At 67.7% G+C, this 14,483-nt stretch carries 17 protein-coding genes and 1 riboswitch; all 17 genes read left to right on the top strand.

The window, feature by feature from the left end; translation table 11 throughout:
- Positions 1-19: 19 nt before the first annotated feature.
- The 17 genes from ribD (at position 20) to O9271_RS07965 (ending at position 14,131) form a co-directional block, all read left to right on the top strand.
- Complete coding sequence (gene ribD, locus O9271_RS08045) at positions 20-1,096, top strand: bifunctional diaminohydroxyphosphoribosylaminopyrimidine deaminase/5-amino-6-(5-phosphoribosylamino)uracil reductase RibD (RefSeq protein WP_298268093.1); 1,077 nt, start codon at positions 20-22, stop codon at positions 1,094-1,096.
- Positions 1,097-1,103: 7 nt separating this feature from the next.
- Positions 1,104-1,757: a riboflavin synthase gene (locus tag O9271_RS08040; protein ID WP_298268091.1), complete on the top strand. Its 654-nt coding sequence runs from the start codon at positions 1,104-1,106 to the stop codon at positions 1,755-1,757.
- Positions 1,754-2,998 carry a bifunctional 3,4-dihydroxy-2-butanone-4-phosphate synthase/GTP cyclohydrolase II gene (locus tag O9271_RS08035; protein ID WP_298268089.1) on the top strand — a complete coding sequence of 415 codons (1,245 nt, stop codon included), beginning with the start codon at positions 1,754-1,756 and terminating at the stop codon, positions 2,996-2,998. Before O9271_RS08040 ends, O9271_RS08035 begins: the two co-directional genes overlap by 4 nt.
- 7 nt (positions 2,999-3,005) lie before the next feature.
- Positions 3,006-3,500, top strand: a complete 495-nt coding sequence (gene ribH / locus O9271_RS08030; RefSeq protein ID WP_298268088.1) for a 6,7-dimethyl-8-ribityllumazine synthase — start codon at positions 3,006-3,008, stop codon at positions 3,498-3,500.
- On the top strand, positions 3,497-4,009 hold the full coding sequence (nusB, locus tag O9271_RS08025; RefSeq protein WP_298268085.1) for a transcription antitermination factor NusB: 513 nt from the start codon (positions 3,497-3,499) through the stop codon (positions 4,007-4,009). Before ribH ends, nusB begins: the two co-directional genes overlap by 4 nt.
- Positions 4,006-5,154 carry a glycosyltransferase family 4 protein gene (locus O9271_RS08020; protein WP_298268082.1) on the top strand — a complete coding sequence of 383 codons (1,149 nt, stop codon included), beginning with the start codon at positions 4,006-4,008 and terminating at the stop codon, positions 5,152-5,154. The genes nusB and O9271_RS08020 overlap by 4 nt, the downstream gene beginning before the upstream one ends.
- Positions 5,154-5,465, top strand: a complete 312-nt coding sequence (locus tag O9271_RS08015; RefSeq protein WP_298268080.1) for an HPF/RaiA family ribosome-associated protein — start codon at positions 5,154-5,156, stop codon at positions 5,463-5,465. The genes O9271_RS08020 and O9271_RS08015 overlap by 1 nt, the downstream gene beginning before the upstream one ends.
- Positions 5,462-6,436: an HPr(Ser) kinase/phosphatase gene (gene hprK, locus O9271_RS08010; RefSeq protein WP_298268078.1), complete on the top strand. Its 975-nt coding sequence runs from the start codon at positions 5,462-5,464 to the stop codon at positions 6,434-6,436. Before O9271_RS08015 ends, hprK begins: the two co-directional genes overlap by 4 nt.
- Positions 6,436-6,849, top strand: a complete 414-nt coding sequence (locus tag O9271_RS08005; protein ID WP_298268075.1) for a hypothetical protein — start codon at positions 6,436-6,438, stop codon at positions 6,847-6,849. The genes hprK and O9271_RS08005 overlap by 1 nt, the downstream gene beginning before the upstream one ends.
- 24 nt (positions 6,850-6,873) lie before the next feature.
- Entirely contained in the window at positions 6,874-7,368 is a 495-nt protein-coding gene (locus O9271_RS08000) for a PTS sugar transporter subunit IIB (RefSeq protein WP_298268073.1), read from the top strand.
- Positions 7,368-8,078 carry a PTS sugar transporter subunit IIC gene (locus O9271_RS07995; RefSeq protein WP_298268071.1) on the top strand — a complete coding sequence of 237 codons (711 nt, stop codon included), beginning with the start codon at positions 7,368-7,370 and terminating at the stop codon, positions 8,076-8,078. Before O9271_RS08000 ends, O9271_RS07995 begins: the two co-directional genes overlap by 1 nt.
- Positions 8,071-8,904, top strand: a complete 834-nt coding sequence (locus O9271_RS07990) for a PTS system mannose/fructose/sorbose family transporter subunit IID (protein WP_298268069.1) — start codon at positions 8,071-8,073, stop codon at positions 8,902-8,904. The genes O9271_RS07995 and O9271_RS07990 overlap by 8 nt, the downstream gene beginning before the upstream one ends.
- Positions 8,904-9,170 carry an HPr family phosphocarrier protein gene (locus O9271_RS07985; protein WP_298268066.1) on the top strand — a complete coding sequence of 89 codons (267 nt, stop codon included), beginning with the start codon at positions 8,904-8,906 and terminating at the stop codon, positions 9,168-9,170. The genes O9271_RS07990 and O9271_RS07985 overlap by 1 nt, the downstream gene beginning before the upstream one ends.
- A complete protein-coding gene (ptsP, locus tag O9271_RS07980) occupies positions 9,171-10,904 on the top strand; it encodes a phosphoenolpyruvate--protein phosphotransferase (RefSeq protein ID WP_298268063.1) in 1,734 nt (577 codons plus the stop codon).
- Between the two features lie 110 nt (positions 10,905-11,014).
- The gene (gene metK, locus O9271_RS07975) at positions 11,015-12,187 is read left to right on the top strand and encodes a methionine adenosyltransferase (protein WP_298268060.1); all 1,173 of its coding nucleotides are present in this window, start codon (positions 11,015-11,017) and stop codon (positions 12,185-12,187) included.
- 148 nt (positions 12,188-12,335) lie between these two features.
- Positions 12,336-12,854 carry a bifunctional nuclease family protein gene (locus tag O9271_RS07970; RefSeq protein WP_298268057.1) on the top strand — a complete coding sequence of 173 codons (519 nt, stop codon included), beginning with the start codon at positions 12,336-12,338 and terminating at the stop codon, positions 12,852-12,854.
- A 26-nt stretch (positions 12,855-12,880) separates the two neighbouring features.
- Complete coding sequence (locus tag O9271_RS07965) at positions 12,881-14,131, top strand: hypothetical protein (RefSeq protein ID WP_298268054.1); 1,251 nt, start codon at positions 12,881-12,883, stop codon at positions 14,129-14,131.
- Positions 14,132-14,347: riboswitch (cobalamin riboswitch) on the top strand.
- Positions 14,348-14,483: the final 136 nt, after the last annotated feature.

Here is a 14,483-nt window from a genome sequence, read left to right as displayed (position 1 = left end):
GGGAGCACCGCCCGACGACGTGCGCTTCCTGCGTCGGGCCCTCGAACTCGCCCAGCGCGGGGCGGGGCGGGTGTGGCCCAATCCCAAGGTTGGATGCGTGCTCGTGCAGGGCGGCGAGATCGTGGGTGAGGGGTGGCATCAGGAGTACGGTGGCCCGCACGCTGAAGTGCATGCGCTGGCCGCCGCCGGCGAGCGGGCCCGTGGGGCGACGGCCTATGTGACCCTTGAGCCGTGCAACCACCATGGCAAGACGGGTCCGTGCACGGAGGCGCTGCTCACCGCCGGCGTGGCCCGCATGGTCTGCGCCACCCGCGACCCCAATCCCGCGGCGGCCGGTGGGCTCGAGCGACTCGCCGCTGCCGGCGTTCGTGTCGTATCGGGGGTGTGCGAGGCCGAGGCGCGGGTCCAGAACGCCCCGTTCCTGCATGTGGCGCGCGGGGGCTCGTTGCCCTTCGTGACCCTCAAGCTGGCGGTGTCCATCGATGGCGCCATCGCGGGCCCCACACGCAAGCGGGCCTGGCTCACCGGGCCGGAGAGTCAGGCAGTGGTGCATGCCCTGCGGGCCGAGGCCGATGCGGTGGCCGTGGGGATTGGCACGGCGCTCGCCGACGATCCCGACCTGACCGTACGCCTCGGGCCGGCGCCGCGGGTCATGCCCGCGCGCGTGGTATTCGACCGAACAGCCCGACTGCCACTCGCCAGTCGCCTTGTGCGCACTGCCGGGGAGGTGCCGGTGTACGCGATCACGGCCCCGGGTGCCGCCCCGTCGGACCGGCTTCGCGCCCTGGAGGCCGCCGGCGTGATCCTCCACGCCGCGACCAATCTGACCGCCGCCCTCAGCACCCTGTGCAAGCCCAGCGGCATCAATCACCTGTTCGTGGAAGGCGGCGCTACGCTCGCCTCGGCCCTGCTGGCCGCCGGTCTCGTGCATCACCTGATTATCTTTCAGGCTCCGGTCATTCTCGGGGCGGGGGCCATGCCGGCCTTCGCTGCCCTGCCTGGGCGCGAGGCCGATGAGGCCCCGCGCCTCACCGTGCTCGAGCGCCGTGTGTGTGGCGCCGACCTGATGACCCGTTACGCTGTTTCCGGAGACTGAGGACAGGATGTTCACGGGGCTCGTGGACGACGTGGGGCTCATCGAGCACGTCGCCGATACGCCGGCCGGGCGCGAACTGCGCATCGCAAGCCGCTACACCGACCTCACCGACGGCGAGAGCATCGCCGTGAACGGCGCCTGTCTCACCGTTCGCGAGCATGGGAGCGCGTCGCCCGGACGCGGCTGGTTCACCGTGGCCGCGGTGGTCACGACCCTCGACCGCACAACCATTGGCGGCTGGCGTGCCGGTGACCGCGTCAACCTCGAACGCGCCATGAAACTCGGCGATCGGCTGGGCGGGCACTTGGTCCTCGGCCATGTCGACGGGCTCGGGCGGGTGCTCGCCACCCGAGACGCCAACGATGCCTGGCTCGTCGATCTGGAACTGCCCCCATCCCTGCAGCGGCTCATGGTCGACAAGGGGTCGGTGACGGTGAACGGCGTGAGTCTCACCGTGAACGAACTGCTCCCCGCCGGGGTGCAGCTGTCCATTATCGATTACACGCGCCGGCACACCACCCTCGGTACGCTGGTGCCGGGCATGGCGGCGCATGTGGAAGCCGATGTGCTGGCCAAGCACGTCGAACGTCTGTTGTCGCCGTGGCTGCGCACCCCTGGTGCCCACACGCTGACGACCGCTCTCACGGAGTTGCAGTCATGATGCAGGATACGGAAACAGCGACCGCCGATCATGCCGAGCCGGTGTTCGGCACCGTCGAACAGGCACTGGCCGACATTGCCGCTGGCAAGTTCGTGGTCGTGGCCGACGACGAGGATCGCGAAAACGAGGGGGATCTCGTCTGCGCGGCCGAGTTGGTCACGCCCGAAATGGTGAACTTCATGCTCGAAGCCAAAGGCATGATCTGTCTTGCCATGACCAACGAGTGGGCGGATCGCCTCGGGCTCGAGATGCAGGTCGATCACAACACCGAGGCCATGAGCACCGCCTTCACCGTCAGCATTGACGCGGCGGCGAAGTACGGCGTGAGCACCGGCATCAGCGCCAGTGACCGGGCGACCACCATTCGGGTGGCGGTGGACCCCAGCGCCACCCGCGCCGACCTGCGCGTGCCGGGACACATTCATCCGTTGCGTGCACGCAACGGCGGCGTGCTGCAGCGCGTGGGGCACACCGAAGCCGCCGTGGATATCGCCCGACTGGCCGGGCTACACCCCGCTGGCGTCATCTGCGAGATCCTCAACAAGGACGGTACCACCGCGCGCCGCCCGCAACTCGAGGTGTACGCCAGGGAGCACGGCCTCACCTTCATCACCATCGCCCAGCTGGTGGCGTACCGGCTTCGCCACGAACGGCTCGTGCATCGCATGGCCGACGCCCGTCTCCCCACCGATTACGGGGATTGGCGCATCGTGGGCTATCGCAACGACGTCGACAACCGGGAGCACATCGCCATCGCGTACGGTGAGGTCACTCACGGGGAGGACATCCTCGTGCGCATGCACAGCAAGTGCCTCACCGGCGACGTGTTCCACTCGCGGCGCTGCGATTGCGGCTGGCAGCTGGAAACGGCCATGCAGATGATCCAGGCTGAAGGGCGTGGGGTCATTGTGTATCTCGACCAGGAAGGACGCGGCATTGGCTTGCTCAACAAGCTCAAGGCATACGAGTTGCAGGACACCGGTGCCGACACGGTCGAGGCCAACGAGCGCCTCGGCTTCGCTCCCGACCTGCGCAACTACGGCATTGGCGCACAGATTCTGCTGGATCTTGGCGTGCGCTCCATCCGCATCCTCACCAACAATCCGCGCAAGCTCGTCGGGCTCGATGGCTACGGCCTCGTGCTGAAGGACCGGGTGCGCATCGAGGCCCCGTCCACGAGTGAGAACGCTTCCTATCTTGAAACCAAGCGAACCAAGCTTGGACACCTCTTCGCCGTCTGAGATCAACGTGGCTGAATTCACGGGGGAGCCCCGCGGCGAAGGACGTCGCATCGTGGTTGTTGCCAGTCGCTTCAACGAAAGCATCACGGTGCCCCTTGCCGAGGGGGCCGTGAGCACCCTGGCCGCACGTGGCGTCGCTTTCGACGACATCGACGTGCTCTGGGTGCCCGGAGCGTGGGAGCTGCCCACGGCCGTGCGGCGGGCACTCGCCACCGGCAAGTACGATGCAGCCGTGGTCGTGGGCGCCGTGGTGCGCGGCGACACCCCGCACTTCGACTTCGTGGCCGGGGAGGCGTCGCGCGGCCTCATGGACGCGTCCCGCGACTTCGAGGTGCCGGTCACGCTCGGCCTGCTCACCACCGATACCATGGCACAGGCCGAGGCGCGTGCCGGTGGCGCACATGGCAACAAGGGGGACGACGCGGCGCTGGCCGCACTCGAAGTGCTCGACCTGTTCGACCGGGCGTTCCCCGACGAGTCGTTCGGTGAGGAGGATGCATGAGCACGCTCCGTGACGATGATTTCTGGGATGGACCGACGCAGGAGCCGCTGCTCCCCGCGAAGGGGCGGCGCGCTCGCGGCAAGGCCACCAGCAAGACCGAACGGGTGGAGACCCGGGGACGGGCGCGGGCCCTGCAGGCGCTGTATGCGGCCGACCTGCGCGACCACACGCAACTGCGACGTATCGCCACGACGGTCTTCGATGACCTCGCCGTGGCCCCCGACGAACGCGCCTTCGCCTCGCGCCTGGTGGCCACGGTGGCCGACCGCGGCGAGCAACTGGATGCGGCGCTTGGCGAGGTCACCAACAACTGGCGGCTCGAACGGTTGGGCGCCATCGAACGGGCGGTGTTGCGGCTCGCGGCGGCCGAGCTGGCGCGCGATGAGGCGCCAGTGAAGGTCGTGCTGCAGGAGGCGGTGCACCTGGCGGAACGCTACGGCACCGAACGCAGCGCCCGCTTCGTGAACGGGGTGCTCGACGCTTACGCGCGCAAGCTCGGCAAGCTGTGAGCGCTGGCAGCAACCACGGTGGGCCGGAACGCCTGCGCATTGCCGTCGTGAACTGGCAGTGTCGCGACAATCCGCTAGCCGGTGGTGCGGAGATCCATCTGCACGAGATCTTCGGCCGTCTGGCCCAGTGGGGCCACGAAGTGGTGTTGCTGTGCGGCGGCTGGCCAGGGTGTCCGCCCCGCGCCACGCTGGACGGCATCGAGGTGCACCGCGTGGGAACGCGACAGTCGTTTCCGTTTCTGGCGCGCCGCTACTGGCACACGCACCTCGCAGACCGCGGCTTCGACGTGCTGGTGGAAGACATCAACAAGGTGCCGCTGTTCACCCCCACCTGGCGCGTTCCGCGGCTGGTCGCACTGGTACCGCATCTCTTTGGTGGCACCGCCTTCCAGGAGCTGTCCGTGCCGCTGGCAACCGCGGTCTGGCTCTCCGAGAAGCCGCTCCCGTGGGTCTACCGGGGGCGCGATTTCGAGGCCATCAGCCAGAGCACCAAGGACGACCTCGTGCAGCGCGGTATCGCCGCCGAGCGCATTCGCGTCATTTTCCCGGGAATCGACAGCTCCCACTACACGCCCGATCCCGCCGTTCGTGCGGCTCAGCCCCTGTTTGCGTATCTGGGTCGCTTGAAGAAGTATAAGGGCGTAGATCTCGTGTTGCGTGCCTTCGCCGCCTGCGGCGTTCCCGAAGCCACCCTCGAAGTGGCCGGGGCTGGCGAGTTCCGCCAGGAACTCGAGCGGTTGGCGGGAAACTTGGGGGTGGCTTCACGGGTACGGTTTCTGGGGCGTATCGACGAGACTGCCAAGTGTGCCCTGCTGCGACGGGCGTGGGCCACCGTTTTCGCTTCACCAAAGGAGGGATGGGGAATCACGAACCTGGAAGCGGCTGCGAGCGGCACCCCGGTGATTGCGTCGAACTCCCCGGGCATCCGCGAGTCCGTGAAGCACGACGAGACCGGATTTCTCGTGCCCCACGGCGACGTGACCGCGATGGCTGCCTGCATGCGGCGCCTCAGCGGCGAGCGGACGCTCGTCGAACGCCTGGGGGCCAATGCACGACGATTCGCCGAGGGGTTCACCTGGGCGAACGCCGCGAAGGAGACCGAAGCCCACCTCCGTGAGGTGGTGGGAAGGGAGGAAGGTCGCTGATGGAGATCATCCTGCACGCGCACCATGCCGAAGTGTCCGAGACACTTCGCACCCAGGCCGAAAAGGCCATCCGCCGCATTGCGACGCGACTGCACAACGTCGCCAACGCCATCGTGCGATTCGTGGGCGATGGGCCTACGCGTCGCGTCGAGATCGTCCTGCGCGGATCCCGCCATCGTGAACTCTTCGCCGTGGCCGATGCGCACGCCTTTGCGCCGGCACTGTCCACGGCCGTCCAGCGACTCGAGAGCCAGGTGGCGCGCGTCCGGCGCTCACGCCGCGTTCCGCGTGACGGAGATCGCACCGGGTGACACGACGCCTGACCGTTGGCACGCTCTACGAGCGCATGAAGGATGTGCTCGAGCTGGAGCTGCTCGGCCCGGCCACCGGTCTCGATCGCGAGATCACGAGCCCCGAGGCGTCCAGCCCGGGGCTCGTCCTCGCCGGGTACATCAACCGGTTTCCGTACCAGCGCATCCAGGTGCTCGGCGAAACCGAGATCACCTATCTGCAGTCGATCGACGCTGCCCAGCGCGCCATCAACCTCGAACAGTTCTTCGGATTCCCCATCCCCTGCGCCTTCATCACGAAGGCCCTCGAGCCGCCGGAGCCGCTTGCGCGGCTCGCCGACGAGGCCGGCGTGACAATGCTGCGCTCGCGCCTCAAGACCGCCGAGTTCTATCGGCTCATCAAGCCGTTCCTCGCCGACCAGTTCGCGCCCACCACCACCATGCACGGGTCACTTGCCGACGTGTACGGCGTGGGGCTCTTCTTCACCGGCAAGAGTGGGATCGGCAAGTCGGAGTGCGTGCTCGATCTCGTCGAACGGGGCCACCGGCTCGTGGCCGACGACCTCGTGTTCGTCTCGCGCCGAGGCAACGACGTGCTCATCGGCAAGGGACACGAGCTGCAGCGGCACTTCATGGAAATCCGTGGCGTGGGGCTGCTCGACATTCCCGCCATCTTCGGCATTCACGCCGTGCGCCAGCAGAAGCGCCTCGAAGTCGTCGTCGTCCTCGAGGAATGGGACGCCGACGCCCAGGTGGATCGCACCGGGCTCGACGTGCAGACGATCGACATCCTCGGCGTGGAAATCCCCAAGATCACCGTGCATCTCAACCCCGGGAAGAACATCACGGTGATAGCCGAGGTGATCGCCATGAACCATCTCCTGCGCTATTATCGCGGATACGATACCGCGACCGCCTTCAACGAACGCCTCATCGGCCAGATGCGCCGACAGTCGGACGTGCAGCGGTACTTGCAGGAGGATGACGAGTAGTGACGGATACGCAGCGGACCGTGCCGGTGCGGGGGGTGGTGGCCGGGCACGGCACCTTTGCCAGCGGCATCATTTCGGCGGTCGATCAGATCACCGGGCGCGGCGGACAGTTCGTGGCGATCTCCAACACCGGCCTCTGCCTCGATGACATTCAGGGCGCGCTGGCGCGCGCGCTCGACGAGACGGGGGCGCGCGTGGTGTTCACCGACCTGCCGGCCGGCAGCTGCACCATGGCTGTGCGTCGCATGATCCGCGAACGCCCTGGGGTACTGCTGGTCACCGGCATCAACCTCTCGTTGCTCCTCGACTTCGCCATGCAGGATGAGGCCGATCCGCTTCAGGCGGTGCAGGGGGCGCTCGATCGCGGGCGCGCGTCCATGACTGCGCACGGTGTACCCGTGCACGGCGCCTGACGGCGCCCTCGTTCTCCCCATCGCATGCCCATCGCGCTCTATCGTATCGATGATCGCCTCATCCACGGCCAGGTGGTCGTGGGATGGGGACAACCACTGGAACTGCGCTTCATCGTGCTCGTGGATGACGATGTGGCGGCGAGCGAGTGGGAGCAGGAGCTGTACCGCATGGGCGTTCCGCCGGAAATGCAGGTCTTCTTTCACGGCGTGGATGAGGCGGCGGCGCAGCTCGCCACCTATGCGCAGCGTACCGAGCCCGGCGTGCTGCTGGTAGGCGATATCGGTACCATGGAGCGCCTGGTCGCCGCGGCGCGCGGCGCCATCCGGGCGGTGAACGTGGGGGGCGTGCATCACTCGCCCGGTCGCACCGGACGGCTGCGCTACGTCTTTCTTACTGCGGCCGAGGAGCAGGGGCTGCGGGCCATCGAGGCGCACGGCGTGGACGTCACCGCCCAGGATGTGCCTTCGGCGCGCCCCGTACCACTCGCCGAGTTGCTCACCTCCACCGCCGGCGCCTGATGGAGTGGTTCGCCGTCCTGGTCGATGTCATCCCACTCGCGTTGCTGGCCGCCGTGGTGGGACTCGATGTGGTCAGTTTTCCGCAGGCGATGATCTCCCGACCCATCGTGGGCGCCACGCTGGGCGGCGCGTTCCTGGGCGCGCCCGAGGCGGGACTCGTATGCGGGACGGCGCTCGAATGTCTGGCACTCGAATCGCTCCCGGTGGGCGCCTCGCGTTACCCCGAATGGGGCAGTGCCTCGGTGGTGGCCGGTGCCGTAGCCTCGGTGGGGGCCACGCATTCCTCCTTTCCCGACGTGGGCGCTTTTGTTGTGGCTGTGCTGGTTGGCATCATGGCCGGGTGGGTTGGTGGCTGGAGCATGGTCAAGCAGCGCCAGCTCATTGCCGCCTTCGCCCGTCCCCGACTCGATCAGCTGGCAAGCGGGTCGCGCAATACCGTGGTGGGGCTGCAGGTCTTCGGCATGACCGTCGATCTCGCTCGCGGGGCCCTGCTGGGGGCGCTCATGTTTCTCGTCGCGCGGCCGCTGGCCGTGTTGGTGAATGCCCGCTGGACGATGGGTGAGGACGTCTCCCGCGCCATTGTCGTTACCGCCGTGGCCGCCGTGGCCGCCGCGTCGGTTTGGAAGGACTTCCACGCCATTTCCGGTACTCGGCGCCTCTTCGTGGCGTCACTGGCGGTGGGCACGCTGCTGGTGGTGGCCCGTGCCTGAGACAGGACTCGACAACCCCGCGTTGCGCACCGACACGGTGAGCATGCCGGTCCCCGACACGCGCCCGCTGGCGGAGTTGCCGACATCGCTGCGGGCCGCCATGCTGCTGCGCTGCCTCGCCATTCAGGGCTCGTGGAACTACGAAATCCTCGTGGGGAACGGCATGGGATTCTGCGTGGAGCCGGCGCTGCGCCGGCTGCCGGGCGGGATCGACGGGCAGCCCTACCGCGAGGCGCTCGCCCGCCAGGCGATGTACTTCAACGCCCATCCGTACCTCGCTTCCCTGGCCGTCGGCGCGCTGGCGCGTGCCGAACTCGAACAGGTGCCGCCCGCCCGCATCGAACGCTTCCGTACCGCGCTGTGCGGCCCGCTGGGCAGCCTGGGCGACCGCCTCGTGTGGGCGGCATGGCTGCCCGCCTGTTCCCTGGTGGCGCTGCTGCTGTTCGGGTTCGGGTGGTCCCCCCTGGCCGTGGTCCTCGGATTCCTCGTGCTGTACAACGTCGGGCACCTGGGATTGCGTGATTGGGGGCTGCGCGCAGGCTGGAAGTCCGGCCTGCGCGTGGCCACCGCCATGGGGCACCCGGTGCTGCAGCACGGACCACGCTACATTGGACGGGTATCAGCAGTGCTCGGCGGCTTGGCGCTCCCCCTGGCGGTGCATCGGGCCATCGGTGGTCAGGAGCCACTGTCGCCCATTCCGATGGGAGTGGCGGTCGCCACTCCCGTGTTGGCAGTACTCCTCGTGCGACTGCGGGGCCGTGCCGAGGGGTGGCGCGTCGTCCTGCTGCTGCTCGCGGCCTTCGTCCTTTACTCGGTGGTCCCTTGATGGCTGAACGATCTGTCCAAATCGTGAACAAGCATGGGTTGCACGCGCGACCCGCGGCCGAAATGGTGAAGGCGGCCTCGAAGTTCAAGAGTGACATCACCATTTCGCGTGATGACCTCGAGGTGAACGGCAAGAGCATCATGGGAGTCATGATGCTGGCCGCCGAGTATGGTGCCACCATTACGCTCAAGGCGACCGGCCCCGACGCTGATGACGCTCTCGATGCCCTGTCGGCGCTGGTCGCCGCCCGGTTCGGAGAGAGCTGAATGCTGTCGGTCCTCCGCGGCATCCCCGCGTCGCCGGGGATCGTCGTGGGTCCGGTGCACCTGCTGCGCTGGGAGGTTCCGGAGGTTCGTCATCGCGTCATCGAAGACGGCGACATCGACCAGGAGATTGCCCGCTTCCACGTCGCGGTCGAGCGCGCACGCGAGCGCCTGCGCCACCTGCGCGCCCGCACCGAAGCGCAGGCGGGGCCTGAGGAGGCGGCCATCTTCGATGTGCAACTCTCCATTCTCGACGATGGGGAGTTGATCAGGAGCACGATCGCGCTCATCCGGCAGAATCTCGGCGCAGAGAAGGCGTTTGATATCGTCCTCCTCGAATGGCGGCAGCATTTCGCTCGATCGAGCGCTCCCATGCTGCGCGAGAAGGTGGGCGACTTGACCGACGTGCACATCCGGGTGTTGTCGCTGCTGCTCGACCTGCCTGACCACGACCCGGTCGACGTGCCCCGCGGCAGCAACACCATCCTCGTCACGCACGATCTCACGCCGTCGCTCACGATGCAGCTCGATCGGGAGTGCATCGCGGCCATTGCCACCGAGGCCGGTACCGCCACCGCGCACGTGGCCATCCTCGCGCGGTCGCTGGGATTGCCCGCCGTGGTCGGGTTGCGACAGGCGCTGTCCGTCCTCCACGGCGGTGAGGTGGCCATCCTCGATGGTGCCGAGGGGACGCTGGTCATCGCCCCCACCGACCATGAAGTGGAGGAGGCGCGGCAACGCGTGGCCGAGGAGGAGGGGCGCGCCGACGTCCTGCGCGAACTCGCCATGAGCGAGCCGGTCACGCGCGACGGCGTGCGCCTCGTCGTGCGCGCCAATGTCGATATCCCCGAAGAGGCCGAGGCCGGGGCCGACAGTGGCGTCGAGGGCGTGGGGCTCATGCGCACCGAGTTCCTGGTGGTGGGGCGCGCCAGTATGCCCGACGAGGAGGAACAGTACCGCGCCTACCGAAAGGTCGTGCTCGCGTTTGGTGGACGCACCACCGTCATTCGCACCTACGACGTGGGCGGTGACAAGTTGCCGGTGGGTGGTTTCCCACACGAGGCCAATCCGTTCCTCGGCTGGCGCGCCATCCGGATGTGCCTCGACGAGAGCGAGCTGTTCAAGGTGCAGCTGCGGGCACTCCTGCGGGCCGCTGTGCACGGCGACCTGCGCATCATGCTGCCGCTGGTTGTCACCGTGGATGAAGTACGGGAAACGCGACAGCTCATCAGCGAATGCGTCGAGGAACTGGCCGCGCGCCGCGTCCCGTTCCGCGATGATGTGCCCCTGGGCGTGATGATCGAGACGCCGGCTGCCGCCGTGGCCTGCGACACGCTGGTCCGCGACGTGGACTTCTTCAGCATCGGGTCCAATGACCTGGTGCAGTACATGCTGGCCGTCGACCGGGGCAATGCCAATTTGGCCCCGCGCTACACCCCCTTTCATCCCGCCGTGCTGCGGCTCATGGCGCAGGTGCAGGCTACCGGGGCGGCACACGGCATCGATGTGTGCGTCTGTGGGGAGATGGCGTCACAGCCGCTCGCCGTCTTCGCCCTGCTGGGGCTCGGGCTGCGGCAGCTCAGCGTTGCCCCACGGGCCGTGGCCGACGTGAAACGCATCATTCGCGGCGTGCGCGCCGACGTCGCCACCGACGCCGCCGTGGCGGCGATGGCCTGCAGCACCGCCCGTGAGGCCGAGGTGCTGCTGCGTCGCCGCCTCCGCGCCGAGTTGGGCTGAACAGGGCGCCGCCAGGGCGGGGCGGCGTGCGTCCAGTTGTCCCGGCTGCTACGCCGGACTAGTCTACGCAGACCTTTTTCCTCCTTCAATCAACGCGAGCGCTGCGCACCGTGGCCGATCGTCATCTCTTCACTTCGGAATCCGTCACCGAGGGGCACCCGGACAAGATCGCCGACCAGATCTCCGACGCCGTGCTCGATGCCATCCTGCGGGAGGACGCGGCGGCGCGTGTGGCCTGCGAGACGCTGGTGACCACCGGACTCGCCGTCATCGCCGGCGAGATCACCACGTCGGCCTATGTGCATCTGCCGGACATAGTGCGGCAGACGATCGAGGGAATCGGGTACAACGACGCCAACTTCGGCTTCGATTCCAAGACCTGCGCCGTCATGAGCACCATCGACCGCCAGTCGCCCGACATCGCGCAGGGAGTGGACACCGGCGGCGCCGGGGATCAGGGCATGATGTTCGGCTACGCGACCGACGAAACGCCCGAGCTCATGCCCATGCCCATCCAGCTCGCGCACGCGCTCACGCACCAGTTGTCCGTGCTGCGCAAGGACGGCACCTATCCCTGGCTGCGCCCCGATGGCAAGGCCCAGGTCAGCGTGGTCTACGAGGACAACCGCCCCGTGGCGGTGGACACCGTCGTCATCTCCACGCAGCACGACGAGAAGATCTCCAACACCAAGCTGCGTCGGGCCATTCTCGACGACGTCATCCACGCGGTCATCCCGGACGAGTTCATCGGCCGCCGCATGAAGACGCACATCAACCCCACGGGACGCTTCGTCATTGGCGGCCCCCAGGGTGATGCCGGGCTCACGGGGCGCAAGATCATCGTCGACACCTACGGCGGCATGGGCCGGCATGGCGGCGGCGCCTTCAGCGGCAAGGATCCGTCCAAGGTGGATCGCTCGGCGTGCTACGCCGCGCGCTGGGTGGCCAAGAACATCGTGGCCGCGAAGCTCGCGCGCCGCTGTGAAGTGCAGGTGGCCTACGCTATCGGGGTGGCCGAGCCCGTGTCGGTGTACGTGCAGACCTTCGGAACCGGTGCCGTGCCCGACCGGGCCATCGAGGCGGCGGTGAGCGAGGTATTCGACCTCACCCCGCGCGGCATCACCAAGGCGCTCGATCTGCGCAAGCCCATCTATCAGGCCACCGCCGCCTACGGCCATTTCGGTCGCACCCCGGAAACCCACGGACGCGGCGCCTCGGCGCGCACTACGTTCACGTGGGAGCGTACCGACCGGGTAGCCGCCCTGCGCAAGGCCGTCAAGTAAGGGGCCTGTGTAGGGGCAACCGATCGCTGGCGTGGCGCTGCATGGTCCGTGCAGCATGGCCCGCCGGCGGTCGGTTTGGTGTATAGGCACTCGAGTCGTCACGAATCGGGAAGAACTCCGATCGTCGCCCCCCATCCGGAGGAAGCACATGGTGGAACTCTCGGTATCCCGCCTCGGCCTCGACAGTGCGACGAACGCCTACGTGGTCATGCTGCGCGAGAAGGCCGGAACCCGCGTGCTGCCCATCTGGATCGGCAAGCCCGAGGCCGAGTCCATTCTCATGCAGATGAACCAGCTCAAGCGTGAGCGTCCACTGACGCACGACCTGTGCAAGTCGCTCATCACCGCGCTCGGCGGAGCGCTGCGTCGTGTCACCATCTCGCGGGTGGAGAAGAACACGTACTTCGCCGAGCTGCATCTCGATGGAGCCAATGGCCTCGTCACGCTCGATGCCAGGCCGTCCGACAGCATTGCCATTGCCCTGCGGCTGGCGTCTCCCATCTTTGCCGCCGAGGAACTGCTTGCCGCAATGGACCTGGAAGACGAGGAAGCCAGTGATCGTGCGCTTGCCGCCGATTCGCCCTCGGGGCAGGAACTGACCCCCGAACAGCTGCAGGCCTATCTCGAGACCCTTCGCCCCGAAGACTTCGGTAAGTTCAATCCGTGAGTCCACGCCCCTCTCTCTCCCCCTCCATGCATCGCGCCCGTTGGTTCGAGTTCATTCGGCGGCCGCTGGCCCTCCTGGCTGGTGCCACGTTCCTGGTTGCCGCCGACGCCAGTGCCCAGAGTGGCGCCGCCACGAACGCGGGCGGCGCGACGAGCCCAGCCCGCACCGTGGATGGTCGCGTGCGCATCCCGGTGTCGAGTGGCGGTGACTCCACGGGCATGGGGGCAGCGGCCAACGTGTGGGTCACGCTGCATCGCGTGGGGAAGGATTCGGCCGGGCCCATCGACTCGGTTCGCAGCGACGCCGGCGGACGGTATCGGTTTCGCTACACCCCCTTCGGCGTTGGCGAGGCCGTGTACTTCGCATCCACCACGTACGGCGGGATTGCGTACTTCACGGCCCCGCTGCGCGTGGCGGCCGCCAGTGGCGCCGATACGGAAATCACCGTGTTCGACACCACGTCGCGGACCTTTCCCCTGTCGGTAAAGGGGCGGCACTTCATTGTCAGCAAGGCCGACAGCAACGAGATGCGCACGATCGTGGAGGTGTTCGAACTCTCGAACGACAGTGTCCGTACGCTCGTGGCCAGCGAAGCCGCGGGGGCGGCGCCCACGTGGAGCGTGGCGATCCCCGCGGCAGCGGTCGATGTGCGTGCCAATGAGGGCGAGATCTCCCCCGATGCCTTTGCGGCCCAGAACGGGCGCGTGTCGGTGTTTGCGCCCATCGCTCCCGGGGTGAAGCAGGTGGCGTTTTCGTACAAGCTGCCCGCCAGCAGCTTCCCGCTGCGTGTCCGCTCCGAGTCACCCGTGGTGGTGTTCGAGGTGCTCGTGGAGGAGCCGCAGTCGCAGGTCCGCGGCAAGGGGTTCACGGCGGTCGATCCGGTCGCGCTCGAGGGGCGCAACTTCCGCCGCTTCCTTGCCCAGGATCTCAAGGCCGATGCGGATTTGGTGGTGGAGGTCCCCGCCGGCGCTACCCCCGGGCGCAATCTCTACATTGCCGGGCTGCTCGTCGCGGTGGGTTTGCTCATGATGCTGGCGCTCACGCGCAGCATGCAGCGCGCGTCGGCGAAGCGCGGCGTCGTGGCCCCTTCACTGCGCCCCGTAGAGCCAACCGTGCCGCTCGGTGATCGGTTGGCGCAGGAAATCGCGGCCCTCGATGCCATCTACGCGAGGCAGGAATCACCAAGTGCGGCGGTCACCGCCGCCTACGAAGCTCGGCGTGCCGAACTCAAGGCGGCGCTGGCGCAGGCGCTTGCCGAAGCGCCGGCTGGACGGTAGGTTCGGACTGTCACGCACAGGGCGTGACGCACAACTGATTTCGAGCGCGGGACACGGAAGCCGGTGCGACACCGGCGCGGCCCCGCCACTGTAACGGGCTCTGCATCGCGCTATGCGCTGCAGCATCGACACTCCGTACACCACTGATCGGTTCGATCGGGAAGGTGAGTGTCGTGGCCCGAAGCCAGGAGACGACCCGCGCTCTTTCTTTGACGAAGACCCTCGAGGGGGGGCTCGTGCAAACGTGACAACGTCGTTGGCTTGGCGTGTGTCATGGGTGCTCGGGCGTCTTCTCGTGGGAGAGGATGCCCGTTCGTGTTTCCTCACCCACGATTGGTACGCCGCGCACGTC

Source organism: Gemmatimonas sp., assembly GCF_027531815.1.
Taxonomy (GTDB): domain Bacteria; phylum Gemmatimonadota; class Gemmatimonadetes; order Gemmatimonadales; family Gemmatimonadaceae; genus Gemmatimonas.
Note: the sequence above shows the minus strand (reverse complement) of the source record. Positions and strands in the feature narration are given on the sequence as shown.